Source organism: Azospirillum sp. B2RO_4, assembly GCF_051124815.1.
Taxonomy (GTDB): domain Bacteria; phylum Pseudomonadota; class Alphaproteobacteria; order Azospirillales; family Azospirillaceae; genus Azospirillum.
Genome location: NZ_CP118485.1, coordinates 2,887,005 through 2,910,295, shown reverse-complemented (window position 1 = coordinate 2,910,295; position 23,291 = coordinate 2,887,005). Strand labels below are relative to the sequence as shown.

The 23,291-nt window shown below is 68.4% G+C and carries 19 protein-coding genes and 2 tRNA genes; 6 read left to right on the top strand and 15 right to left on the bottom strand.

Going from position 1 to position 23,291, the window contains the following annotated elements:
• Window positions 1-141: 141 nt before the first annotated feature.
• Window positions 142-218 (bottom strand) — tRNA-Arg (locus PWS46_RS13955).
• A gap of 247 nt (window positions 219-465) precedes the next feature.
• Here PWS46_RS13955 and gpt point away from each other — a divergent pair.
• Both gpt and PWS46_RS13945 read left to right on the top strand, forming a co-directional pair.
• A complete protein-coding gene (gene gpt, locus PWS46_RS13950; RefSeq protein WP_252138488.1) occupies window positions 466-960 on the top strand; it encodes a xanthine phosphoribosyltransferase in 495 nt (164 codons plus the stop codon).
• 164 nt (window positions 961-1,124) lie between these two features.
• Window positions 1,125-2,765: a hypothetical protein gene (locus PWS46_RS13945; RefSeq protein WP_434616329.1), complete on the top strand. Its 1,641-nt coding sequence runs from the start codon at window positions 1,125-1,127 to the stop codon at window positions 2,763-2,765.
• A gap of 163 nt (window positions 2,766-2,928) precedes the next feature.
• Here the strand turns inward: PWS46_RS13945 and PWS46_RS13940 are convergent, their stop codons facing one another.
• The 4 genes from PWS46_RS13940 to PWS46_RS13925 form a co-directional block, all read right to left on the bottom strand.
• Window positions 2,929-3,756 (bottom strand): ABC transporter permease, encoded by an 828-nt coding sequence (locus PWS46_RS13940; protein ID WP_434616326.1) that lies wholly within the window; start codon window positions 3,754-3,756, stop codon window positions 2,929-2,931.
• On the bottom strand, window positions 3,753-4,718 hold the full coding sequence (locus tag PWS46_RS13935) for an ABC transporter permease (RefSeq protein ID WP_434616323.1): 966 nt from the start codon (window positions 4,716-4,718) through the stop codon (window positions 3,753-3,755). The genes PWS46_RS13940 and PWS46_RS13935 overlap by 4 nt, the downstream gene beginning before the upstream one ends.
• A 31-nt stretch (window positions 4,719-4,749) precedes the next feature.
• A complete protein-coding gene (locus PWS46_RS13930) occupies window positions 4,750-6,255 on the bottom strand; it encodes an ABC transporter substrate-binding protein (protein ID WP_434616320.1) in 1,506 nt (501 codons plus the stop codon).
• 112 nt (window positions 6,256-6,367) lie between these two features.
• Window positions 6,368-8,176 carry an extracellular solute-binding protein gene (locus tag PWS46_RS13925; protein ID WP_434616317.1) on the bottom strand — a complete coding sequence of 603 codons (1,809 nt, stop codon included), beginning with the start codon at window positions 8,174-8,176 and terminating at the stop codon, window positions 6,368-6,370.
• Between the two features lie 165 nt (window positions 8,177-8,341).
• Between PWS46_RS13925 and ppa the strand changes: the two genes are divergently transcribed.
• Window positions 8,342-8,899 carry an inorganic diphosphatase gene (gene ppa, locus PWS46_RS13920; protein WP_434616314.1) on the top strand — a complete coding sequence of 186 codons (558 nt, stop codon included), beginning with the start codon at window positions 8,342-8,344 and terminating at the stop codon, window positions 8,897-8,899.
• 95 nt (window positions 8,900-8,994) lie between these two features.
• Here ppa and PWS46_RS13915 read toward each other — a convergent pair whose 3' ends face one another.
• The gene (locus tag PWS46_RS13915) at window positions 8,995-9,945 is read right to left on the bottom strand and encodes an L-lactate dehydrogenase (protein WP_434616311.1); all 951 of its coding nucleotides are present in this window, start codon (window positions 9,943-9,945) and stop codon (window positions 8,995-8,997) included.
• 282 nt (window positions 9,946-10,227) lie between these two features.
• Here PWS46_RS13915 and PWS46_RS13910 point away from each other — a divergent pair, with 282 nt between their 5' ends.
• Window positions 10,228-12,924: a bifunctional acetate--CoA ligase family protein/GNAT family N-acetyltransferase gene (locus tag PWS46_RS13910; RefSeq protein WP_434616308.1), complete on the top strand. Its 2,697-nt coding sequence runs from the start codon at window positions 10,228-10,230 to the stop codon at window positions 12,922-12,924.
• A gap of 318 nt (window positions 12,925-13,242) precedes the next feature.
• Here PWS46_RS13910 and modD read toward each other — a convergent pair whose 3' ends face one another.
• From modD to PWS46_RS13885, 5 genes are read right to left on the bottom strand one after another with little or no spacing between them, the layout of a single operon-like run.
• The gene (gene modD / locus PWS46_RS13905; protein WP_434616306.1) at window positions 13,243-14,073 is read right to left on the bottom strand and encodes a ModD protein; all 831 of its coding nucleotides are present in this window, start codon (window positions 14,071-14,073) and stop codon (window positions 13,243-13,245) included.
• Window positions 14,074-14,087: 14 nt separating this feature from the next.
• Window positions 14,088-15,083, bottom strand: a complete 996-nt coding sequence (locus tag PWS46_RS13900; RefSeq protein WP_434616303.1) for a magnesium transporter CorA family protein — start codon at window positions 15,081-15,083, stop codon at window positions 14,088-14,090.
• Window positions 15,080-15,997, bottom strand: coding sequence for a bifunctional methylenetetrahydrofolate dehydrogenase/methenyltetrahydrofolate cyclohydrolase FolD (gene folD, locus PWS46_RS13895; protein ID WP_434616300.1), 918 nt, complete (start codon window positions 15,995-15,997; stop codon window positions 15,080-15,082). Before folD ends, PWS46_RS13900 begins: the two co-directional genes overlap by 4 nt.
• Before the next feature lies 1 nt (window position 15,998).
• On the bottom strand, window positions 15,999-16,313 hold the full coding sequence (locus tag PWS46_RS13890; RefSeq protein WP_434616297.1) for a DUF167 domain-containing protein: 315 nt from the start codon (window positions 16,311-16,313) through the stop codon (window positions 15,999-16,001).
• Between the two features lie 29 nt (window positions 16,314-16,342).
• Window positions 16,343-16,627, bottom strand: a complete 285-nt coding sequence (locus PWS46_RS13885) for a YggT family protein (protein WP_109073245.1) — start codon at window positions 16,625-16,627, stop codon at window positions 16,343-16,345.
• Between the two features lie 282 nt (window positions 16,628-16,909).
• Between PWS46_RS13885 and PWS46_RS13880 the strand changes: the two genes are divergently transcribed.
• Window positions 16,910-16,985, top strand: a tRNA-Ala gene (locus PWS46_RS13880).
• Window positions 16,986-17,221: 236 nt separating this feature from the next.
• Window positions 17,222-18,307: a nucleotidyltransferase family protein gene (locus tag PWS46_RS13875; RefSeq protein WP_434616294.1), complete on the top strand. Its 1,086-nt coding sequence runs from the start codon at window positions 17,222-17,224 to the stop codon at window positions 18,305-18,307.
• Window positions 18,308-18,461: 154 nt separating this feature from the next.
• Here PWS46_RS13875 and PWS46_RS13870 read toward each other — a convergent pair whose 3' ends face one another.
• The 4 genes from PWS46_RS13870 to trpB form a co-directional block, all read right to left on the bottom strand.
• Window positions 18,462-19,823, bottom strand: coding sequence for a bifunctional folylpolyglutamate synthase/dihydrofolate synthase (locus tag PWS46_RS13870; protein WP_434616291.1), 1,362 nt, complete (start codon window positions 19,821-19,823; stop codon window positions 18,462-18,464).
• A 34-nt stretch (window positions 19,824-19,857) separates the two neighbouring features.
• Window positions 19,858-20,862 carry an acetyl-CoA carboxylase, carboxyltransferase subunit beta gene (accD, locus tag PWS46_RS13865; protein WP_434616288.1) on the bottom strand — a complete coding sequence of 335 codons (1,005 nt, stop codon included), beginning with the start codon at window positions 20,860-20,862 and terminating at the stop codon, window positions 19,858-19,860.
• A 155-nt stretch (window positions 20,863-21,017) separates the two neighbouring features.
• Window positions 21,018-21,860 carry a tryptophan synthase subunit alpha gene (gene trpA / locus PWS46_RS13860; protein ID WP_434616285.1) on the bottom strand — a complete coding sequence of 281 codons (843 nt, stop codon included), beginning with the start codon at window positions 21,858-21,860 and terminating at the stop codon, window positions 21,018-21,020.
• Complete coding sequence (gene trpB / locus PWS46_RS13855; RefSeq protein WP_434616282.1) at window positions 21,857-23,074, bottom strand: tryptophan synthase subunit beta; 1,218 nt, start codon at window positions 23,072-23,074, stop codon at window positions 21,857-21,859. The genes trpA and trpB overlap by 4 nt, the downstream gene beginning before the upstream one ends.
• Window positions 23,075-23,291 lie beyond the last annotated feature (217 nt).

Genomic DNA, 23,291 nt, shown 5'->3' with positions numbered 1-23,291 from the left:
GTGGCCAAATTCCGGCGGCCCAAATCCGGCGCAGGATGGGCCGGCAAGGGAAGGATGGCGAAGCCTGAAAACAGAAAAAGCGGCCGAAGGGCCGCCTGCTGTCAAATCACCGGATTTTCAGGACCTGTATTCGAAGCAGAATGGCGCGCCCGAAGAGATTCGAACTCCTGACCCTCAGATTCGTAGTCTGATGCTCTATCCAGCTGAGCTACGGGCGCGCTGTGTATTCTGCGATGTCCGGCCATATCGCCGTTCATCCATCCCGGCGTCGGCGGCAGGCCGTCGGCGTCGAGGCGCGCAACATACTCAAAGCCCCCCTGCCCCGCAAGCGCTTTTTTCACGAATTTTCGCCCGGTCAGCGCCCCTCCTGCGACCGCAGGTCCAGTGCATACGAATCGCCCCCGATTGCCGGGCGGCGGCAGCTGGGTTATACAGTCCGCTTGCTGTTTTTGGAGAGTCAGTACCGTGGCCGAAGCCCCCTTCAACAAGCATTTCCCGGTGTCGTGGGAAGAGCTCCACCGCAATGCCAAGGCGCTGGCCTGGCGCCTGATCGACCGCGGCCCGTGGAAGGGCATCATCGCGATCACGCGCGGCGGCATGGTTCCTGCGGCGATCATCGCGCGCGAGCTTGAGATCCGCATGATCGACACCGTCTGCGTCTCCAGCTACGACCACCAGCAGCAGCGCAACGCGACGGTGCTGAAGGGTGTCGAGGGCGCCAACGCCGGCGACGGCGAGGGCTGGCTGATCATCGACGACCTGGTCGACACCGGCAAGACGGCGGAAGTCGTGCGCAAGATGCTGCCGAAGGCGCATTTCGCCACCGTCTACGCCAAGCCGGCCGGCCGGCCGCTGGTCGACACCTTCATCACCGAAGTCAGCCAGGACACCTGGATCCACTTCCCCTGGGACATCGAGCTGCAGTTCTCGCAGCCGATCGCCAAGCTGCGGCAGGGCTGAGCGGTTCCGTCCACGGCGCGGCCTTCCGCAACCGGCGGGCCGCGCCGAAGCCCCGTGGTCTCTTCGGTTCATTACATAAAAATTTACCGTTTGCGTCCTAAATGACGCGCGGCGGCGCCTGTGCGCCCGCCTATCGCATTTCAATATCGCGTGGCGGCCCGCGCATGACCGACGAAATACGCCCGGAAGAGCTGCACCAGGACGAGCTGCGGCACAAGATCGACGCCCTGGTGGCGCGGCTGCCGGCCAGCCTCGTCTACAGCCTGTTGAGCGAGATCGAGGGCATGGACAGCGAGCCGACCGACCGGGTCCAGCTCGTCCGCCAATATGTCATCGAGTATCTGAACCGCCAGCGCACCAACCGCGCCCGGCGCCTCTTCACCAACCTGTTCGAAGCCTTCCTGATCGACGACGACGTGCTCTATCACGGCGGCGTCGCCATCCCCGGCATGCTGCAGCGGGTGGATGTCGGCGCCCTGTGGGAGGCGCTGAGCCGCGACGCCTTCCCGCTGCTGGCGGTGGAGGCGCAGGAGACGCTGGACGAGATGGCGCGCGGCGAGGTGATCGACCGCATCCTGCGCTCCCCCGTCGCCGTGGTGATGAAGGAGCGGATGCGCGTCGCCGCGGTGAAGCATCTGGACGCCGTGCTGGCCAACAAGAAGGCGACGGAGGAGCTGCTGGCCGGCATGTCGCGCAACCGGCCGCGCCGCACCCGGCTGATGTCGGGCTTCCTGGAAAAGACGCCGTCCATCGATGTCAACACGCTGCGGCTGATGCATCTGGTGCTGACCCATGCCGAGGGGGCTGCCAAGCCGGTCGCCGACCGGCTGGAGGAGTTCCCCGCCAGTTGCAACGGCGAAGCGGAGGCGAACCGGCTGGCCGACCGGCTGCTGGACGCGACGGACCAGCTGCGCGACCGCTGCGGCGACGATCTGGCCAACCTGCTGCCGCTGTCGGTGCTGACGGTGAAGCGCAACTATCCGGTGGCGGCGCTGTATATCCGGCAGAGCGGCGTCGATCCCGGACGCGGCGACGCCATGACCGCGGCGCTGACCGGCCATTTCATCGGCGTCACCCGTGCCCTGACCGCGGCGCTGACCGTCATCCTGAAGCTGAACGACCGGGTCCCCGGCTCCGCCATCCGGCCCAGCGCGAAGGAGAAGGCGCGGCTGGAGGCGCTGGTGCAGCGGCTGGACCAGCTGGTCCACGCCGCCACCTCCGCCGGGCTGATGGAGGACCGCCGCAGCGAACCGGCCTTCCGCAACGCCTGGACCCAGGCGGCGAAGATCATCGGGTCGCGCGTCGCCGCGGTGGCGATGGAACGCTCCGCCCAGGCCGCCGCCGCCCGGCGCCAGCCGGTGATCGACCATGCCGACATCGTGTGGCTCGACCGGCTGCTGTGGCGCTGGCAGGGGATGTCGCGCGATTTCGGGTTCGAGACCTACGATCTGGTGAAGTGGCGCGAAAGCCTGCTGGAGGAGCTGCGCGCCAATGTCGAGAAGGCGATGAAGTTCGAGGAGACCGATCCGCTGGACGAGCGGATGGAGCATCTCCTGCGCATCGACGGCATCGCCGGCGTGTTCGGCCAGCGCGTCAGCGCCTGGATCCCCACCTTCAGCCACAACATGACCCGCCTGCTGTCGCACCGGCTGGAGCGCGGCGGCGATCTGGGCGCGGAGGAGCAGGCGATCATCGACGACCTCGTCGCCACCGCGCGCACCGAGGTCGGCAAGTCGCGCTATTGGAAGAGCAACGAGCTGATGGATCTGATCGAACTGTCGGAGCGGACGCGGCAGGTGGGGTGAGGGGTCATCGCCTCCCCCTTGAACACTTCATTATGAGCTTTTGTCGGGCGTCATTCCCGCGAAGGCGGGAATCCAGACGTTCCAGAGGCTTAAGCGGATCAGCCTGGATCCCCGCCTCCGCGGGGATGACGGCCGAAGGACGTTCCCAAAAACTCACACGCCCTCACATCACCCCCGACGACCGGTGCCGTGGGTCGAGCCAGTCGCGCAAGCCATCCCCCAGCATCGTCAGCCCCATGACGCTCAGCGCGATCGCCACACCCGGAAATACCGCCTGCAGGGGTGCGGTGAACAGGTAGGTCTGGGCGTCGCCCAGCATCCGGCCCCAACTGGGGCTTGGCGGCTGGATGCCGAGGCCGAGATAGCTCAGCGCCGCCTCGTTGACGATGGCGACGGCGAACAGCACGGTGGCCTGGACCACGACGATGCCGGCGATGTTGGGCAGCACATGCACCAGCGTCGCCGACGCCGGCCCCCGCCCCAGTGCCAGCGCCGCGCCGACGAAGGGCCGCCGCCACACCGCCAGCGCTGCGCCGCGGGTGACGCGGGCCAGCACCGCGGCGTTGAACAGCGCCAGGGCCAGCACGACATTGACCGCCCCGGCGCCCAGCACCGCGGTCAGCAGGATTGCCGTCAATACCGCGGGAAAAGCGAAGACCAGATCGCCCAGCCGCGCCACCACCTCGTCGCCCCAGCGGCCGAGCGCGGCGGCGAGCAGCCCGAGCGGAACCCCGCCCAGCAGCCCCAGCCCGACCGCCGCCGCGCCGACGGCCAGCGAGTTGCGGGCGCCGACCATGACCATCGACAGCACGTCGCGCCCGAAATGGTCGGTGCCGAGCCAATGGGCGGCACTGGGCGGCCTCAGCCGGGCGATCACCCGCACCTGCTCCGCCGGGTAGGGCGTCCACAGCAGCGACAGCAGCGCCATGGCGACCAGCAGCAGGGTCAGCGCTGCGCCGAGATGGAGGGAGAGGGGAAGGCGCCGTTTCACCACGCTCCTTCCTTCGGCCGCGGATCGGCGAGCGCGCAGGCGATGTCGACCAGGGCGTTCACCACCACCACGAACAGGGCCAGCAGCACGACCACCCCCTGCACCACGATCAGGTCGCGCTGGCCGATGGCCTGATAGAGCAGCCGGCCCAGCCCCGGCAGGGTGAAGACATTCTCCACCACCACCGCCCCGGCGACGAGGAAGGAGATCTGCAGGCCCAGCACCGTCGCCACCGGGATCAGCGCGTTGGGCAGGGCGTGGCGCAGCAGGACCGCGCTGCGGCTGACCCCCTTGGCGCGGGCGGTGCGGATGTGGTCCTCGGCCAGCGTGTCGAGCACGGCGGTGCGGGTGACGCGGGCGAGGATGGCGGCCTCCGGCAGTGCCAGCGCCAGCGCCGGCAGCAGCAGCGCATGCAGCGCCGGGCCGATGCCGCCGCCCCAGCCGGGCCCAGTCCAACCGGGAAAACCGCCGGCCGGGAACCAGTGCAGGGTCAGCGAGAACAGCAGGATCAGCAGGATGGCGATCCAGAAGCTGGGCATCGACACGCCGAGCTGCGAGAAGCCCAGCACCGCCCAGTCCCCGCCCCTGCCCCGCCGCGCCGCCGCCAGCAGGCCGAGCGGCAAGGCCAGCGCCGTGCTGATGGCCAGCGACAGCAGGGCCAGCGGCAGGGTCACCGCCAGCCGTTCCGCCACCAGTTCCGCCACTGGGCGGGCGTAGGTCAGGCTGACGCCGAGGTCGCCGCGGGCAAGCGCGCCGGCCCACTGCAGGTAGCGGGTAAGGATGGGCTGGTCGAGCCCCATCTGGCCGCGCAGGGCCGCCAGCGTGTCGGGCTGCGCGTTGACGCCCAGCATCAGCAGCGCCGGGTCGCCGGGAACCAGCTGCAGCACCGCGAAGACCACGATGCTGGCCAGCCAGACGGTGACGATCAGGCTGACCAGCCGTCGCAGCAGGAACGCAAGCACGCGGGGCTATCCTTACCTTACTTGGCTTACGTTACTTCCAGGAGACGCCGGTGACGTCGTTGGCCTGGATCGGGCGGTTCACCCACATGCCGGTCAGGCCGGCCTTCTGCACCGTCACCGACGGCAGCATGAACAGGAAGCCGTTGACCGCATCCTCCGCCAGCAGCTTCTGCTCCTCGCCATAGAGGGCGTTGCGCCTGGCGGGGTCCTGGGTGCGGTTCAGCTCGTCGTTCAGGGCGTTGAAGCGCTCGCTCCTGTAATTGAAGTAGTAGTCGGGCCGGGCGTAGATGTCGATGTCCAGCGGCTCGGTGTGGGCGATCATGGTCAGGTCGTAATCCTTGCCCTTGAACGTCTTTTCCAGCCACGCCGCCCATTCCACCGGCTCGATCTTCGCACGGATGCCGACCTCCGCCAGCATGGCGGCGACCAGTTCCCCACCGCGCCGCGCGTAGGGCGGCGGCGGCAGGCGCAGCGTGGTGTCGAAACCGTTGGGATATCCCGCCTCGGCCAGCAGCGCCTTCGCCTTGGCCGGGTCGTAGGGGTACATGCCGGTCAGATCGACATAGCCCTCGCGATGCGGCGGGAAATGGCTGCCGATGGCGACGCCGTTGCCGTAGAGCACGCCGTCGATCAGCGTCTTGCGGTCGATGGCATGGGCCATGGCGCGGCGGACACGAACATCGTCGAAGGGCTTGCGGGCGTTGTTGGTCGACAGGATCGTCTCACCTTCCGTCGAGCCGACCGTCACCGTGAAGGCGGGGTCGTTGCGGAATTCCGGCAGCGCCTCGTAAGTGCTGAACAGGGTGAAGGCGTCGATGTCGCCGGCCTTCAGCGCCGCCACCTGGGCGGCGGGGTCGCTGATGAAGCGGAAGGTGACGCGGTCGAGCTTCGGCTTCGCGCCGTCATAGTCGCCGTTGCGGACCAGCACGACGCGGTCGCCGGCGACCCAGCGGTCGAACTTGAATGGACCGGTGCCGACCGGCTTCTGCTTGTTGGTCGCCGCCGATTCAGGCGCGACGATGGCGGCGTCGCCGCTCGCCATATGGAACAGGAACAGGCCGTCCGGACGCGACAGGGTAACGACCACCGTCTGCGGATCCGGCGTCTCCACCTTGGAGATCGGGGCGAAATAAGCCTTCTGGGCGTTGACGGAATCGGCGGCGCGGGCGCGGTCCAGCGTGAACCTCACGTCGGCGGAATCGGCCGCGGTGCCGTCATGGAATTTGGCATTCGGGCGCAGGGTGAAGCGGTAGGTCAGCCCGTCGTCCGACACCGTCCAGCTTTCCGCCAGACCGGGGATCAGCTTGCCGTCGGCATCGACGCGCAGCAGCGGTTCGAACAGGTTGGCATAGGTGACTTCCTTGATGGCGCCGGCCGCACCGGCGGTCGGGTCCAGATGCGGCGGCTCCAGCGCCATGCCGACGACGAGGTCGGTGCGCGGCTGGGCCGCTGCCGTCAGGGAGGTGGCGGCCAGCGCCAGGGACGCGAAGGTGGCTGCTGCGGCAGCCAGGGTGAAGCGCTGCTTGGCGGTCGACATGGTTGGCAAACTCCCCCGTCTCGTCGTTGCCGACGTTCTCGTTGCCGCGATGATGCGGTGCGGCGCGGGAGAGCGCAAGCGAAGCCGCCGCCGGTTTCCATTGCCCCTGCGGCTATTCCACCCACCAGCTTTCCAGCATCGGGCCATAGAGCGGGGTGACGGCTGGACGGTGCAGGGTCGACCAGCGGGCGATGCGGTCCACCGGGCTGTGGAACAGCGGGACCATGTAATGCCCCCACAGCAGCACCCGGTCGAGCGCCCGCACCCGGCCGACCAGCGCCGCCCGCGTGGTGGCGGCGGCGATGGAGCGGGCCAGCGCGTCGACCACCGGGTCGCGGATGCCGGCAAGGTTGCGGCTGCCCTCCTGCCCCGCCGCATCGGATCCGTAATAATAGAGCTGCTCGTTGCCCGGCGACAGGCTGGACGCCCACCAGCGCATGGTCATATCGAAATCGAAACCGTCCAGCCGGGCCTGGAACTGCGCGCTGTCCACCGTGCGGACGCGCGCCTCGATCCCCAGCGGTTCCAGCGAGCGGGCGAATTCCAGCGCCACCCGTTCCTCCGACGGTTCGGACAGGAGGATTTCGAAGGCGAAACGGTTTCCAGCATCGTCGGCCAGCCGGCCGTCGCGCACCCGCCAGCCGGCCTGCTCCAGCAGCCGCATCGCCTCGCGCCGGTTGGCGCGCAGGCCGGCGGGGCCGCCGCCGGTTTCGGGAAGGGCAAAGGGCTTGGTGAAGAGGTCGGGCGGCAGGCGGTCGCGGAAGGGCTCCAGCGCCCGCAACTCCTCGCCGTCCGGCAGGCCGCGAGCGGCCAGTTCGGAGTTGGGGTAGTAGCTGGCGGTGCGGGTCAGCAGGCCGTGGAACAGGTTGCGGCCGATCCAGTCGAAATCGGTCGCCATCCCCAGCGCCCGGCGCACCCGGACATCGGCGAAGACCGGCCGGCGGGTGTTGAAGATCAGGCCGCGCGCCGGCTCGGGGCGGTTGTTCGGCAATTCCTCCCGAACGATGCGGCCATCGCTGAGCGCCGGGCCGTCGTAGCCGGTGGCCCATTTGGCCGGATCGCTTTCGTAACGAACGTCGCCCTGTCCTGCCTTGAAGGCCTCCAGCGCCACGGAATCGTCGCGGTAATAGTCGAACTCCAGCCGGTCGGCGTTGAACTGGCCGACGCGGACCGGCAGGTCGCGGCCCCAATAGTCGGTCACCCGCTCATAGACGATGCGGCGGCCGGGATCGACCGAGGCGACGCGGTAGGGGCCGCTGCCCAGGATCGGTTCCAGCGTCGTGCGGCTGAAGTCGCGGGTCGACCAGAAGGCCTTGGAATGGATCGGCATCAGCCCCATCAGCAGCGGCATCTCGCGGTCGATGCTGCCGTCTGGATTGGGTGCGAAGGTGAAGCGGACGGTCTGCGGGTCCGGCGCCTCGGCCGCCGTGACCTTGGCGTAGAACAGGCGGCGGTTGGGGGTGCCGTGCTGCCGCTGCGCCTCCAGCGAGAACAGCACGTCGGCGGCGGTCACCGGCGTCCCGTCATGCCAGCGCGCCTTGGGGTTGATGTGGAAGCTGACGGCGGAGCGGTCGTCGGCCACATCGACCCGGTCGGCCAGCAGCCCGTAGAGCGAGAAGGGCTCGTCCCACGACCGCGTCAGCAGCGTTTCGAAGACATAGCCCATCCCCAGCGCCGGCACGCCCTTGACGATGTGCGGATGCAGGCTGTCGAAGCTGCCGGTCACCGCCTGCCGGATGGTGCCGCCCTTGGGCGCCGCCGGGTTGACGTATGGCAAGGCGGTGAAGTCCGGCGGCAGGGCAAGGTCGCCATGCATGGCGATGCCGTGATGGGCGATGCCGTGATTGGGCGAGTCAGCCCTTGCGGACAGGGGCGCCAGCAGAGCCAGAAGGGTGAGGAGAAGAAGGATCGGGCGGGCCATGGCCGTCAGGGTTGCCGCTTTGCCGCACCTGCGCAAGAGCCAGCGCAAGTTCCTTGGACTCAGGGTGCGTTCCGCCTAAACTCCCGCCCCGCGTGGCGCCGGGACCGGGCATCGGCGCCAAAACAAGAACGTGCCCTGAATACGCCAGTCGAAGGAACGCGATACATGGATCTGAGCAAGCTCGCCGCGGGCAAGAATCCCCCCTGGGACGTCAACGTCGTCATCGAGATTCCGATCGGCGGCCAGCCGGTGAAGTACGAGGTCGACAAGGACTCCGGCGCGGTGTTCGTCGACCGTTTCCTGCACACCGCCATGTTCTATCCCTGCAACTACGGCTTCATCCCGCACACCCTGTCGGGTGACGGCGATCCGGTGGACGTCTGCGTCGTCGGCCAGCACGGCGTCGTCCCCGGCGCGGTCCTGCGCTCGCGCCCCATCGGCGTCCTGTACATGGAGGACGAGGCCGGCGAGGACGAGAAGCTGCTGGCCGTTCCGGTCGACAAGCTGCACCCGTTCTACACCGACGTGAAGGACTACACCGACCTGCCGTCCATCGTGATCGAGCAGATCGCCCACTTCTTCGAGCACTACAAGGATCTCGAGAAGAACAAGTGGGTGAAGGTCCGCGGCTGGGGCAACGCCGAAGAGGCCGCCAAGAAGATCGAGGAAGGCCTGGCCCGCGCCCTGGAAGCCAACAAGGGCACCCCGGGTCCGGTGGTCTGAAGGTAGCGGCGATTTCGGATCGCCCCCTCTGATCGCCCGTGAAGCGGCCGGCGTCGGTGACCTGACGCCGGCCGATTTGCGTTTACCGGATCGTCTCAGCCGCCCCAGCCCATCCGGCGCTCCACCCCGTCCGCCGCCTCCTTCAGGATCTCGGCGCTGTGGCGGAGTGCCGATTCCTCCTCCGCCGACAGGTTGGGCAGCACGGTGTCCACCACGCCGCCGGCGCCGATGACGCGCGGCAGCGACAGCACCACCTGCTGGACGCCGCAGACATCGTCGGTCAGCATGGCGCAGGTCGCCACCAGCCGTTCGTCGGCGCCGATGGCCGACACCAGCCGGGCCAGCCCGCCGCCGATGCCGAAGGCGGTGTGGCCCTTGCCGTTGATGATGCGGTAGGCGGCGCGGCGCACCCCCTCGTCGATGGCGGCGCGGTCCTCCGCCGTCAGGCTGCGGCGCAGCTGGGCGGCCGCCTGCTCGACGGACAAGCCGGCGACGGTGGCGCTCGACCACAGCAGAACCTCCGAGTCGCCATGCTCGCCGACCACATGGGCGTGGACGGAGCGCGGCGTCACCGCCAGCTGTTCCGCCAGCAGGGCGCGGAAGCGGGCGGTATCCAGCACGGTGCCGGAGCCGATGACCCGGTTGCGCGGCAGGCCGCTGATCCTGGTGGCGATCTGCGTCATCACGTCGACCGGGTTGCTGGCGACCAGCAGCACGGCGTCGGGGGCGGCCTTCAGCACCTGCGGAATGATGGCGCCGAACACCTTGGCATTGCGCTCCAGCAACTCCAGCCGGGTTTCCCCCGGCTTCTGGGCGACGCCGGCCGACAGCACGACCACGCCCGCCCCCTCCAGCGCGGCGTAGGTGCCGGCGCGGACGGTGACGGCATGGGTGAAGGGCACGGCATGGGCGATATCCTGGGCCTGGGCCTGGGCCAGCGCCTCGTTCATGTCGACCAGCACGACCTCGCTCGCCGCACCGGTGGTCACCATGGCGAAGGCGGCGGTGCTGCCGACGAACCCGGCCCCGACGATTCCGACCTTCATGAACAGGCTCCTTTGCGCAGGTTGACGACTGGTCCGGCGGACAGCTTGGCGAGGGACGGCGCCCGTCCGCAAGTACGCATCGGACCGCTTGCGGGTTTTGGCGGGCGGTTTTGCATAGGCGCGACGAAACGCCCCCTTGCCCAATGGTCATACCAGCCCGTAATGTTGCGCCGCAGCAAATGGCGGGGATGAAAGTCCGGGCCGGCGCTGTTCGTCATCAAAACCGTCGGCATCCCGTGGCAGACTGGGGGCCGGCGCCTTTTCCCAGCACCGGATCCGGTCATGACCGTTCGCAACCTCGACAAGCTGTTCAAGCCCGCCTCGATCGCCCTGATCGGCGCCAGCCGCAAGCCGGGCACGGTGGGGGCCGTGGTGGCCCGCAACCTGTTCCAGGCCGGATTCGACGGGCCGGTGATGCCGGTCAACCCGACCGAACGCGCGGTGGAAGGGGTGCTGACCTACAAGACGGTGGACAGCCTGCCGATCACGCCGGACCTGGGCGTCATCTGCACGGCGCCGGCCACGGTGGCGGCGACCATCGACGCGCTGGGCAAGCGCGGGACCAAGGCCGCCATCGTCATGACCAACGGCATGTCGGCCGAGCAGACGCAGGCGATGCTGGACGCAGCGAAGCCTTATCTGATGCGGGTGCTGGGCCCCAACAGCCTGGGTGCAATGGTGCCGGGCCGCGGCATGAACGCCAGCTTCGCACCGGTGGCGCCGCGCAAGGGCGACGTGGCGCTGGTGGCGCAAAGCTCCATGGTGCTGACCTCGGTTGCCGATTGGGCGACCTCGCGCGGGATCGGCTTCTCGCATCTGGTGTCGCTGGGCGACCGCGGCGACGTCGATTTCGGCGACCTGCTGGACTATCTCGCCTCCGACGTCACGGTGCGCGCCATCCTGCTCTATATCGAGAGCATCACGCAGGCCCGCAAATTCATGTCGGCCGCCCGCTCCGCCTCGCGCCAGAAGCCGGTGATCGTCATCAAGGCCGGCCGCTCCGACGAGGCGCAGGAGGCGGCGGCGTCGCACACCGGGGCGCTGGCGGTGTCGGACGCCGTCTATGACGCGGTGTTCCGCCGGGCCGGCGTGCTGCGGGTGAACGATCTGGCCGAGCTGTTCGACGCCGCCGGGACGCTGGGCACCGGGGTGCCGATCACCGGCGACCGGCTGGCGATCCTGACCAACGGCGGCGGCATGGGCGTCATGGCCACCGACAAGCTGATCCAGGCCGGCGGCCAGCTCGCCGCCCTGGCGCCTGAGACGCAGGAGACTCTGGCCAAGGCGCTGGGTCCGCAGCCGGGCGGTGCGCCCTTCCGCAACCCGCTGCGCATCGGCGCCGACGCCACGCCCAAACGCTATGCCGAGGCGCTGAACGCGCTGATGCAGGACACCGGCAACGACGCGGTGCTGGTCCTGCACTGCCCGTCCGCCCTGACCGACAGCGAGGCCATCGCCCAGGCGGTGACGGAAACGGTGCAGGCCAACAAGGCGCGCCGCCACCCGGTGCTCACCAGCTGGATCGGCGACCAGTCGGCGATGGAGGCGCGCAAGCTGTTCGCCGAAAGTCGCATCCCGACCTACAACGGCCCGTCCGACGCGGTGCGCGCCTTCATGCATCTGGTGCGCTACCGCCGCAGCCAGCAGCTATTGATGGAGACCCCGCCGTCGGTGGCGGAGGATTTCCAGCCCGACGAGATCACCGTGAAGAAGGTGGTCTCCCGTGCCATGGCCGAGAAGCGCGAGTGGCTCAGCGAATATGAGGCCAAGCGCGTGCTGGCGGCCTACGGCATCCCGGTGGTCGACACCCGCGTCGCCGAGACGCCGGAGGAGGCGGCCAACGCCGCCCGCGTCATCGGCGGGCCGATCGCGCTGAAGATACTGTCACACGACATCACCCACAAATCCGACGTCGGCGGCGTCGCTCTGGGCCTGACCAGCCCGGAGGACGTGAAGACGGAGGCGGAGGCGATGCTGGCCCGCGTCGCCGAACTGGCGCCGGAGGCAAAGATCGAGGGCTTCACCGTGCAGGAGATGGCCGTCCGCCCCGACGCCTATGAGCTGATCGTCGGCATGACCGAGAACGAGATGTTCGGCCCGGTCCTGCTGTTCGGCGAGGGCGGCATCGGCGTCGAGGTGGTGGAGGATTACGCGCTGGCCCTGCCGCCGCTGAACATGAAGCTGGCGGCCGAGCAGATGAGCCGCACCCGCATCCATCGCCAGCTGCAGGGCTACCGCTCGCGCGCGGCGGTCGATCTGGACGCGGTGGCGCTGACGCTGAACAAGGTCAGCCAGCTGGTGGTCGATTTCCCCGAGATCGCGGAGATGGACATCAACCCGCTGCTGGCCGATGCCGACGGCGTGCTGGCGCTGGACGCCCGCATCAAGGTCGGCGTGCCGGTGCTGGCCGGCGCGGCAAGGCTGGCGATCCGGCCGTATCCGAAGTCGCTGGAAGACCGCATCACCATCAAGGATGGCCGCCAGTTCTTCGTCCGCCCGATCCTGCCGGAGGATGAGCCGCTGGTGCACCATCTGGTGGAGAACCAGACGGCCGAAGACCTGCGCCTGCGCTTCTTCGCGCCCTTGAAGCGGCTGTCCCATCAGGCGGCGGCGCGCCTGACCCAGATCGACTACGACCGCGAGATGGGGCTGATCGCCGTCGGTCCCGACCCGCAAACCGGTGAGACCATCATGTATGGCGTGGTGCGCATCACCGCCGACCCCGACAACCGCCGCGCCGAATATGCGGTGATGGTGCGGTCCGACATGAAGGGCCAGGGGCTGGGCTATATCCTGATGAACAAGATCCTGGATTACGCCCGCTCGCGCGGCATCAAGGAGGTCTATGGCGAGGTTCTGCGCGAGAACACCAACATGCTGAACATGTGCCGCGCCCTGGGATTCGTCCGCAAGGAGAACCTGGACGAGCCCGGCGTGGTGGAAGTGCGGATCGAACTGGGCGGCGGGCTGGCGGCGTGAAGGTTCCTATACCGGCGGTTGACTACGGGCGCGGATAGGGCAATATCAGGCTTGGCGGGCAGGGGCGCCTATCCCCTGCCCGCCGGCCCGATCCTTACCGGTAGAGGTCAAGCAGCCGCTTGACGATCTCCAGCACGAGGATCAGGAGCTTGAGGATTTGCGACATCCTCTTCACTCCTCGTAAGCGGCGGGGATGGCGGCCAGTCCGCCATCCCGTCCGCGCCGCCACTGTGGCGCACGCATAGGTATTGCGGAAGAAATTTCACTCGCAAAATCAGGATTATGAAGAGCTGCGACGTGCCGTCGCGGGCTTCACCGTCACGCCGGCTTCAGCACCACCTTCACGTCGGCAGGCTGGCCGAAGAAGGGGGCGGAGGTGATCAGCAGGCGGCAGCCGGCGGCGGCATAGGCGGCGGCGTTCGCCTCGGTCACCCCGCCGGCCGGGGCGACAACCGGCGGCGGAGTCAGGTGCCTTGTCGCCTCGATCACCGCGCGGGCGGCGTCGGGCGGCAGCTTTTCCAGCTGGATCACGTCGGCGCCGGCCTGCGCGAAGGCCACCGCCTCCTCCACCGATCCGACCTCGACCACGATCTTCTTTTCCGGAGCCTTGCGGCGCAGCGCGGCGATCCACGCCTCCGGCGGTTCGGTCAGGAAGGCGCGGTGTTCAGGGAAGACCAGCAGCGTTTCCGACAGGCCCAGCCGGTGCATCACCGCCCCGCCCGCCTGCACCGCCTTGACGCTGAGGTCCTTGGATCCTGGAAAATTCTTGCGGGTGCAGGCGACGGTGACGCCGGGAGCGGCCTCGACGATGCGCCGGGCGCGGGTGGCGATGCCGGAGGCGTATTCCACCAGGGTCTGCGCCACCTTCCAGGCCCGATGCAGCGCCCCGGCCGGGCCGTCCGCCTCGAGGAAGACCGCGCCGGTATCGGCGGCGGTGCCGCTGGGCTCCACGCGCAGGATATGGCCGCCGGCCTTCTCCACCAGCCGCGCCGCCTCCTCGGTCCCCGCCAGCACCATGGTGCCGCGGGCGGCGAAGCTCATCCGCGCCGGGCGGGCGGCGATGCCGAGCGCGTCGGTGGTCAGGTCGCCGTAGGGAACATCCTGCGCCAGAAGCGCGTCGAGGGCGGCGGCGGGCAGGATGGTCGTCATCGGAGTTTCCGTTGTTAAAGCCAGCCGCGCCGGCGGAAGTACCAGAGCGGGACCACCGCCGACAGCACCATCAGCAGGATGGCCATGGGATAGCCGAAGTCCCAGTCCAGTTCGGGCATGTGCTTGAAATTCATGCCATAGGCGGACGCGATCAGCGTCGGCGGCATCAGCGCCACCGAGACGACCGAGAAGATCTTGATGATGGCGTTCTGTTCGATGTTGATCAGGCCCAGCGTGGCGTCGAGCAGGAAGTTCGCCTCATGCGCCAGGAAGCCGGCATGTTCGGTCAGGGAGCGCAAGTCGCGCGTCATCGTCTTCAGCGCGGTCTTCTGTTCCTTGTTCAGCCGGCCACCGCTGACCGAGGTCATGAACACCACCAGCCGGTCGAGCCCGGCGAGGCTGTCGCGCACCTTGTGGGTCAGGTCGCCGGCCCGGCCGATGCCGCGCAGCACGTCCTGCAATTCGTCCGGCTTCTTGGCCGCCTTGCCGAAGCCGCCGCCATCCAGCGAATCGTCGAAGACCCGGGCCGACAGCTCGTCGATGCGGCCGCCGACCAGCTCCAGCACGTCGGCGACCCGGTCGATCACCGCATCCAGCAGGCCGAACAGCGCGCTCTCCCCCGTCGCCAGCAGTTCCGGCTGGCGGACGCAGCGGGCGGCGAAGGTGATGACCGGCAGCGGTTCGGTGTAGCGCAGCGTGATGAGATGGCGCGGGGTCAGCACGAAGGTCAGCTCGCCCTGCTCCGGATGGGGCGAGGTGGCGCGCGAGATGATGGGAGAGGTCATGTAGATCCCCTCCCCCTCGACATAGAGCTGGCTGGAGGCCTCGATCTCCTTCATTTCCTCGCGCGTCGGCAGGTCGCAGCCGGTCAGCGCGCCGACATGGGCGCGCTCCGCTTCGGTCGGACGCAGGAGGTCGATCCAGACCGCGCCGCCCGGCAGATCCTCGCCGAGCTCCAGCGGCTGGCGCACCACCCGCCCGTCTTCGGCACGGGCGTGGACGGTGATCAACGCGCAGCCCCCAGGCTCGCCTCTTCCGGCACCGGTGCGCCGGCGGCGCGGCAGGCGGCGGCCAGCGTGTTCAGCATCAGGCAGGCGATGGTCATCGGGCCGACGCCGCCCGGCACCGGCGTGATGGCGCCGGCGACCTTCACCGCCTCGTCGAAGGCGACGTCACCGACCAGACGGGTCTTGCCCGGCTCCGCCGCCGCGACGCGGTTGATACCGACATCGATCACCGTGGCGCCCGGCTTGATCCAGTCGCCGCGCACCATCTCCGGCCGGCCGACCGCCGCGACCAGGATGTCGGCGCGGCGGCATTCCGCCGGCAGATCGACGGTGCGGGAATGGGCCATCGTCACCGTGCAGTCGGCCTGCAGCAGCAGCTGGGCCATCGGCTTGCCGACGATGTTGGAGCGGCCGAGCACCAGCGCGCGCTTGCCCTTCAGATCGCGGCCCAGCGTGTCGCGGATCAGCAGCAGGCTGCCCAGCGGGGTGCAGGGCACGATGGCGCCCGGCTGGCCGGTGGCGAGCAGGCCGGCATTGACGACGTGGAAGCCGTCGGCGTCCTTTTCCGGGACGATGCGGGCCAGCACCTTCTGGCTGTCGATGTGCTTGGGCAGCGGCAGCTGGACCAGGATGCCATGCACCGCCGGGTCGGCGTTCAGGCGGTCGATCAGCGCCAGCAGGTCGGCTTCGGCCATGTCGGCCGGCTCGTGATGGTCGAAGCTGTTCATGCCGAGTTCGACCAACGCCCGCTCCTTGGAACGGACATAGACCTGGCTGGCCGGATCCTCGCCCACCAGCACGACGGCCAGACCGGGGGTGACGCCATGGCTGGCCTTCAGCGCCGCCACACCGTCCGCCACCCGCGCACGCAGGCCGGCCGCGAAGGCCTTGCCGTCGATGATCTTCGCGTCCGCCATGCTACTCTCCACCCTCGCTACCCACATCGTCGATCAGAGCGGACAGCCGCGGCAGCAGAATTGCCGGGTCGCCCGCCACATGCAGAATCTTGTTCCGGTCGGTGGCGCCGGCCACCACCGTCAGGCTGGTCTTGGGCAGTTTCCATGCCTTCGACAACAGTTTTATGACGGCCTCGTTGGCTTTGCCGTTTTCCGGCACCGCCGTGACCGCCAGTTTCAGAACCTTCCCCCCGCCCGCGGTGTCGGCGGTGCCGGTCACCGCGTTGCGCGACGCCTTGGGCGTCACCCGGAGCGCGACGCGCAGGCCGTCGGCCACCGCCTCGATGGGGGAGGAGGACGCCACGGTCAGAAGCGCGGCCAGTATTGCGCCAGCAGGTTCTGGATGAAGGAGATCGCCAGCAGCACGACGATCGGCGACAGGTCCAGCCCGCCCATGTTGGGCAGGACGCGGCGGATGGGGCGCAGCACCGGCTCGGTGATGCGGTACAGGAAGTCGCCGATCAGATAGACCGCGCGGTTGCGCGTGTTCACCACGTTGAAGGCCACCAGCCAGCTGAGGATCGCCGACAGGATCAGGACCCAGAAGAACAGGTCCAGGATGGTGTTGATGAGCAAATACAGCGCGATCATGCCGGGCCAGCTCCAGTGCGGTTTTTGCGACGGCCGCGCGCAGAGCGTTGCGCTGCGGGCGCCAGCCTTTTCCGGGCACCCTAAGCATAAGCGCGGAGACCTGTCCAGTACGGCGGCCCGCAGATCGGCCGAGCGGCCTGCGGCGGATGGGCCGTCCTATGCCCCGTGCCGCGCCCTCCCACACCCGCTTCATTTTTTCTGAATCAAGCGCTTGACAGCACCCCCGGTGATGGACAATATCCGCGCCACGCCGGGACGACGAAGACGCCACGGTGTGAGTGTGGGGCCGTAGCTCAGCTGGGAGAGCGACGCGTTCGCAATGCGTAGGTCGGGAGTTCGATCCTCCTCGGCTCCACCATTTCCCCCTTCGTTGGAAGGGTAAGACAAGTCGATGGATCGTCAGCGGGCGTTGCCGGGAACGGCATCTGGCCCGCTTTTTTGTGTTTGGGCGTCAGGCCGGCAACAGGCATATCGATCGCCCTTCAGACGAAACCCGACGGTAATGTCCAAACTTGTCAGCCCGTTGGTTGCCTGTAAAATCCGAATTTGAAGGCAACCGGGCTGGAGGAGCTTGTGCGGGAAATCGGACTGGCCATGCAGACCATGTTCGCCGACCTGGAGCAGCGATGCCTGGACGCCGAGTTCGACGCGGCATTTCCTGCCACCGGCAGCTTCTCGAATAAGGAGCGCAAGGGTCGAGGATACTGGTACTTCCAAGGTTACAAGGATGGGCACCGCTACAGCCGCTACGTCGGCCCCGCCGACGACCCGGAGATCACTGCCCGTGTCGAGAGGTTCCGCGACTTGAAGGCGGACTTCACCGAGCGGCGGCGAATGGTGTCGGCACTGAAGGCCGCCGGGCTGCCGTCGCCTGACGCCTTCACTGGCGACCTTGCCGAGGCCCTGTGGCAGGCCGGCGTATTCAGGCTGCGTGGCGTGCTGGTCGGCACGCTGGCCTTTCAGTGCTACGCCGGACTGTTGGGGGTCCGGTTGCCCGCCGCCCATCTCCGCACCGGGGACATGGACATCGCGCAGTTCCACTCGGTGTCGATTTCCGTCGAGGACAGCCTGCCGCCCATTCTCGACGTGCTCCGACAGGTGGACGCCAGCTTCCAGGAGGTGCCGCATCAGGCCGATGCCCGTCAAGCCACGGCGTTCCGGAACCGCAAAGGTTTCCTGGTGGAATTCCTGGTGCCCAACACCGGCAAGGACGAGTATCAGGGCAAGCCCACCGCCATGCCGGCCTTGGGCGGGGCGGCCGCCCAGCCCCTGCGGTTCCTCGACTTTCTAATCCACACCCCAGTCCGGTCGGTTCTGCTTCACGCCGGCGGTGTGCCGGTCCGGGTGCCAGCACCGGAACGGTATGCCGTGCATAAGCTGATCGTCGCAGCACGGCGGCGAGCCGACCCAAGCGGTCGCTTGAAAGCCGACAAGGACCTGATTCAAGCCGGAATTTTGATCGACGCCATGGCCCGCAGGCATCACCATGATCTTGCCGATGCCTGGATCGAGGCATGGTTGAGGGGCCCGAAATGGCGCGAATCCCTGTCCGAAGGCTTGTCCCGGCTGCCGGATGCTCAATGGGACCTACTGGCCGATGCCATTCAGCGAGCCGGAAGGCAGACGCAGAATTCCGATGGCTTCGGCTTTCAAAAACGCAACTCCGCCGAAGAAGCATAAATACGCGACGACCTTTGACCGACTGGCCGAGCACATTTCTTTTTCGGAGCAAGTCAGACGGCTTGAGATAGGTACGGCGACATGGCTGCCCACGGCGAAGATTGCCGGCGAACCCGTTGTCCCGCCGGCAACTCCGATCAAAACCCTGAGATCCTCAACCGTTCTCCGCCAGCACCGAGCCCGCGAGGTAGAGCGAGCCGCAGATCAGCACGCGCGCCGGGGTCTGCCGGCCTGCCACCAGATCGGCCAATGCGGCGCCCACGCTGTCCGCGGCGCCGTGGTCGCGGATGCCGCAGAGCTTGGCGGTCTCGCAGGATTCCTCGGCGGTGAAACTCGCCTCCTCACCCGGAATCGCCACCGCGCGCAGGGCATGGGTGAAGGGAGCCAGCGGGCCCAGGAACTCGAACGGGTCCTTGCTGGACAACATGCCGTAGATCAGCAGAAGCGGCAGGGCCGGGCCGCCCCCCGATCCCTCGTCAGGCTTCTGGCCCCGTGACCAGTCGACCGCCTGACGGGCCAGAACCTCGCCGGCGGAATCGTTGTGGCCGCCGTCCAGCCACAGTTCCCAGCCCGGCGGCAGGCTCGCGGCCAGCGGGCCGCGGGTCAGGCGCTGCAGGCGCCCCGGCCATTCGACGGTGGCGAGGCCTCGGCGCACCGCGTCGTCGTCCACCGCCAGCGGCAGGTGGTCGAGGCAGGCGATGGCGACGCCGGCGTTGGTGATCTGGTGGACGCCGGCCAGTCCCGGCATCGGCAGGTCGAGCTTGCGCTTCGCGCTCTCGAAGCGAAAGCCGTCCGGACGCTCCTCCACCGACCAGCTCTGGATCGGCGCGGCGATGGCGTTGGCGCGCAGCTTAAGCACCCTCAGCGCGTCGGCTTCCGGCTGCGGGGCCAGCACCACCGGGACATGGGGCTTGAAGATGCCGGCCTTCTCGCTGCCGATCTCCAGCAGCGATTCGCCCAGGAACTGGCGGTGGTCGTAGGAGATGCGGGTGACCGCCGTCACCGCCGGCTTGTCCACCACGTTGGTGGCGTCCAGCCGACCGCCCAGCCCGGTTTCCAGCAGGACCACGTCGGCCGGCATGCGGGAGAAGGCAAGGAAAGCCGCAACCGTCGTCACCTCGAAGAAGGTGATCGGATTGCCGGCGTTGGCGACCTCGCATTCCTCCAGCAGGGCGGCCAGATGGTCGTCGTCGATCAGCCGGCCGGACAGACGGATGCGCTCGTGAAAACGGACGAGGTGCGGCGAGGTGTAGACATGGACGCGGTGGCCGGCCGCCTCCAGCATCGCGCGCAGGAAGGCGACGGTCGATCCCTTGCCGTTGGTGCCGGCGACATGGACCACCGGCGGCAGCTTGCGCTCCGGATGGTCCAGCGCCGCCAGCAGACGGTGCACCCGGTCCAGAGACAGGTCGATGACCTTGGGATGAAGCCCCTTCAGCCGGTCCAGCACCGGGTCGGAACGGGTCGCGGCCGGCCCGGCAGGCGGGTTGGCGAGCGGAAGGGCGGCGTCGGTCATGATCGTCTCTGGTCGGATGGGCGAGGGGTGCCGGTCAGTCGTCGCCGGCCTGGACGGGAGCCGACGGCTGGGTGGACGCCTGCTGCATCGCCGCCGGTTGGGCCGCGGTCGGCTGGGCGGGAAGGTGTGCCGGCTCGCCGTCGGCGGCCTGGGCGGCGGACAGGTCGAGGTCCTCCACCACCGCGTCGATGCGCGGCGTCATCAGCAGGCCGATGGTGCGGACCAGCGTCGGGCGCAGGTCGCGGCGGTGGACGACCATGTCGACCATGCCGTGCTCCATCAGGTACTCGGAACGCTGGAAGCCTTCCGGCAGCGTCTCGCGGATCGTGCTCTCGATCACGCGGGCGCCGGCGAAGCCGATCTGCGCGCCCTTCTCGGCGATGTGGATGTCGCCCAGCATGGCGAAGCTGGCGGTGACGCCGCCGGTGGTCGGGTCGGTCAGCACGACGATGTAGGGCAGGCCGGCTTCCTTGACCATCTCCACCGCGATGGTGGTGCGCGGCATCTGCATCAGCGACAGGATGCCTTCCTGCATGCGCGCGCCGCCCGAGGCCGGAACGACGATCAGCGGCGCGTTCTTCGCCACCGCCAGCCGGGCGGCGGTCAGCAGCCCTTCGCCGACGGCGATGCCCATCGACCCGCCCATGAAGCCGAAGTCGAAGGCGGCGACCACGGCGGCATGGCCACCGATGCGGCCCTCGCCGACCACGATGGCGTCGGTGCGGCCGGTCTTGGTCTGGGCCTCCTTCAGACGGTCGGTGTAGCGCTTCTGATCGCGGAACTTCAGCGGGTCGGCGACCGACTTCGGCAGCTCGACACCCTCATAGGCGCCGTCATCGAACATCGACTCCAGCCGCTTGACCGGGTCGAGCCGCATGTGGAAGCCGCAATGCTGGCAGACGTGCAGGTTCTCTTCCAGCTCGCGGTGGAACAGCATCGACTCGCAGCTCGGGCACTTGTGCCAGAGGTTGTCGGGCACTTCCTTACGGGCGTAGAGCGCGCGGATCTTGGGACGGACGTAGTTGGTAAGCCAGTTCATGGAACGCCTTTCAACGACATGGCGGTACGCCGAAGCCCGGCGCCGGCCGGACATCGGGTCCGTGCCGCACCGGGCTCTTCAGCCGTTCGTCGCCATGAGCGATCGTGTTGCAGGTGTCGTAAAGCGGTTTGCGGCCGTTGTAAACCGTCCGTCCCTCACCCCCGCGCCGCGCGCACGCCCTTGGCCAGTTCGCCGACGAAGCCCAGCACGTCCTCGACCGCGGCCGCTCCGTCGACACCGGCGGCCAGGCCATCGGCCAGACGGGTGACGATGGCAGAGCCGACCACGGCGGCATCGGCGACGCGGGCGACCTCGGCGGCCTGATCCGGCGTCTTGATGCCGAAGCCGACGGCGACCGGCAGGTCGGTGTGGCGCTTCAACCGGGCGACCGCCGCGTCGATGGCGGTGTTCGACGCGCTGGCGGTGCCGGTGATGCCGGCGATCGACACGTAATAGACGAAGCCCGAGGTGTTGCGCATCACGGCCGGCATGCGCGCCTCGTCGGTGGTCGGCGTCGTCAGGCGGACGAAGCTGACGCCGGCCTTCAGCGCCGGGATGCACAGCTCCTCGTCCTCTTCCGGCGGCAGGTCGACGACGATCAGGCCGTCGACCCCGGCCTCGCGCGCGGCGGCCAGGAAGGGCTCCACCCCATAGGCGTGGATCGGGTTGAAATAGCCCATCAGGATGATCGGCGTGTCGGCGTCCTGCTTGCGGAAGCCGCGGACCATCTCCAGCGTCTTGCGCACCGTCATCCCCGCCTTCAGCGCGCGCAGCGAGGAGGCCTGGATCGCCGGGCCGTCGGCCATCGGGTCGGTGAAGGGCATGCCCAGCTCGATCAGGTCGGCGCCGGCGGCCGGGAGGCCGTTCAGCACCGCTTGCGAGACGGCGGGATCGGGATCGCCGGCGGTGATGAAGGTGACCAGACCGGCGCGTCCCTCCGCCTTCAGCGCATTGAACCGGCGGGCGATGCGGCCATCGGCCAAAATGTCGGCACTCACAGTTCCACTCCCAGATGCTTGGCGACGGAGAAGATGTCCTTGTCGCCGCGGCCCGACAGGCACAGCACCATCAGGTGGTCCTTGGGCAGTTTCGGTGCGCGCTTGATGACCTCGGCAAGGCCGTGGGCGGATTCCAGCGCGGGGATGATGCCCTCGGTGCGGGCGCAGAGCTGGAAGGCGTCCAGCGCCTCCTGGTCGGTGGCATAGGCGTATTCGACGCGGCCGACGTCATGCAGCCAGCTGTGTTCCGGCCCGATGCCGGGATAGTCGAGGCCGGCGGAGATCGAGTGGCCTTCCAGGATCTGGCCGTCCTCGTCCTGCAGCAGGTAGGTGCGGTTGCCGTGCAGCACGCCCGGACGCCCGCCGTTGATCGAGGCGGCATGGTCGAGCGGCCCCTTCTCGATGCCGCGGCCGGCGGCCTCGACGCCGATCATCTGCACCGAGGACTCGTCGAGGAAGGGGTGGAACAGGCCGATGGCGTTCGATCCGCCGCCGACGCAGGCGACCAGGCTGTCCGGCAGCCGGCCTTCCAGCTCCTGCATCTGGGTGCGCACCTCGTCGCCGATCACCGACTGGAAGTCGCGGACCATGGCGGGATAGGGGTGCGGGCCGGCGGCGGTGCCGATGATGTAGAAGGTGTCGGCGACGTTGGTGACCCAATCGCGCAACGCCTCGTTCATCGCGTCCTTCAGCGTGCCGCTGCCCGACGTCACCGGGCGGACCTCGGCGCCCAGCAGCTTCATGCGGAAGACGTTGGGCTGCTGGCGGGCGATGTCGGTCTCGCCCATGTAGATGACGCAGGGCATGTTGTAGAGCGCACAGACCGTCGCGGTCGCCACGCCGTGCTGGCCGGCGCCCGTCTCGGCGATGATGCGGGTCTTGCCCATGCGCCGCGCCAGCAGGATCTGGCCGATGCAGTTGTTGATCTTGTGCGCGCCGGTGTGGTTCAGCTCCTCGCGCTTGAAGTAGATCTTGGCGCCGCCCAACTGCTCGGTCAGACGCTCGGCGTAATAGAGCGGATTGGGCCGGCCGACATACTGCTTCAACTGCTGGCGCATCTCGCCTTCGAAGGCGGGATCGGCCCGCGCCTCGCGATAGGCCTTTTCGACCTCCAGGATCAGCGGCATCAGCGTCTCGGCGACGAAGCGGCCGCCAAAGATTCCGAAATGCCCGCGCTCGTCGGGACCGGAGCGGTAGGTGTTCAGTTTGGTCATCGTCTGCGGCACTGCCTGAAGTCGAAGGGAAGCTGGAGTCAGGGGGCGGCATCGGGTCCGGACACCGGCCAAGCGCGACACCATACCGGCGGGACGCGCCGATTTGAAGCGCCGGGCCGCGGAGATCCGCGAAAACCACCCATCCGCCTGCATTCCGCATAGATGGAGCGGGGCTTTGCACCGGCAAGGCCGCGCCCTTACACTGGCCCTTCCTTTA

Bases quoted from the DNA above. Each gene is read 5' to 3' on its own strand.
- accD (WP_434616288.1), bottom strand. From the start codon at position 20,862: ATGAACTGGCTTACCAACTACGTCCGTCCCAAGATCCGCGCGCTCTAC.
- PWS46_RS13930 (WP_434616320.1), bottom strand. From the start codon at position 6,255: ATGTCGACCGCCAAGCAGCGCTTCACCCTGGCTGCCGCAGCAGCCACC.
- trpB (WP_434616282.1), bottom strand. From the start codon at position 23,074: ATGACCAAACTGAACACCTACCGCTCCGGTCCCGACGAGCGCGGGCAT.
- PWS46_RS13875 (WP_434616294.1), top strand. From the start codon at position 17,222: ATGCAGACCATGTTCGCCGACCTGGAGCAGCGATGCCTGGACGCCGAG.
- ppa (WP_434616314.1), top strand. From the start codon at position 8,342: ATGGATCTGAGCAAGCTCGCCGCGGGCAAGAATCCCCCCTGGGACGTC.
- folD (WP_434616300.1), bottom strand. From the start codon at position 15,997: ATGGCGGACGCGAAGATCATCGACGGCAAGGCCTTCGCGGCCGGCCTG.
- PWS46_RS13870 (WP_434616291.1), bottom strand. From the start codon at position 19,823: ATGACCGACGCCGCCCTTCCGCTCGCCAACCCGCCTGCCGGGCCGGCC.
- PWS46_RS13910 (WP_434616308.1), top strand. From the start codon at position 10,228: ATGACCGTTCGCAACCTCGACAAGCTGTTCAAGCCCGCCTCGATCGCC.
- PWS46_RS13945 (WP_434616329.1), top strand. From the start codon at position 1,125: ATGACCGACGAAATACGCCCGGAAGAGCTGCACCAGGACGAGCTGCGG.
- PWS46_RS13885 (WP_109073245.1), bottom strand. From the start codon at position 16,627: ATGATCGCGCTGTATTTGCTCATCAACACCATCCTGGACCTGTTCTTC.
- PWS46_RS13915 (WP_434616311.1), bottom strand. From the start codon at position 9,945: ATGAAGGTCGGAATCGTCGGGGCCGGGTTCGTCGGCAGCACCGCCGCC.
- modD (WP_434616306.1), bottom strand. From the start codon at position 14,073: ATGACGACCATCCTGCCCGCCGCCGCCCTCGACGCGCTTCTGGCGCAG.
- PWS46_RS13925 (WP_434616317.1), bottom strand. From the start codon at position 8,176: ATGGCCCGCCCGATCCTTCTTCTCCTCACCCTTCTGGCTCTGCTGGCG.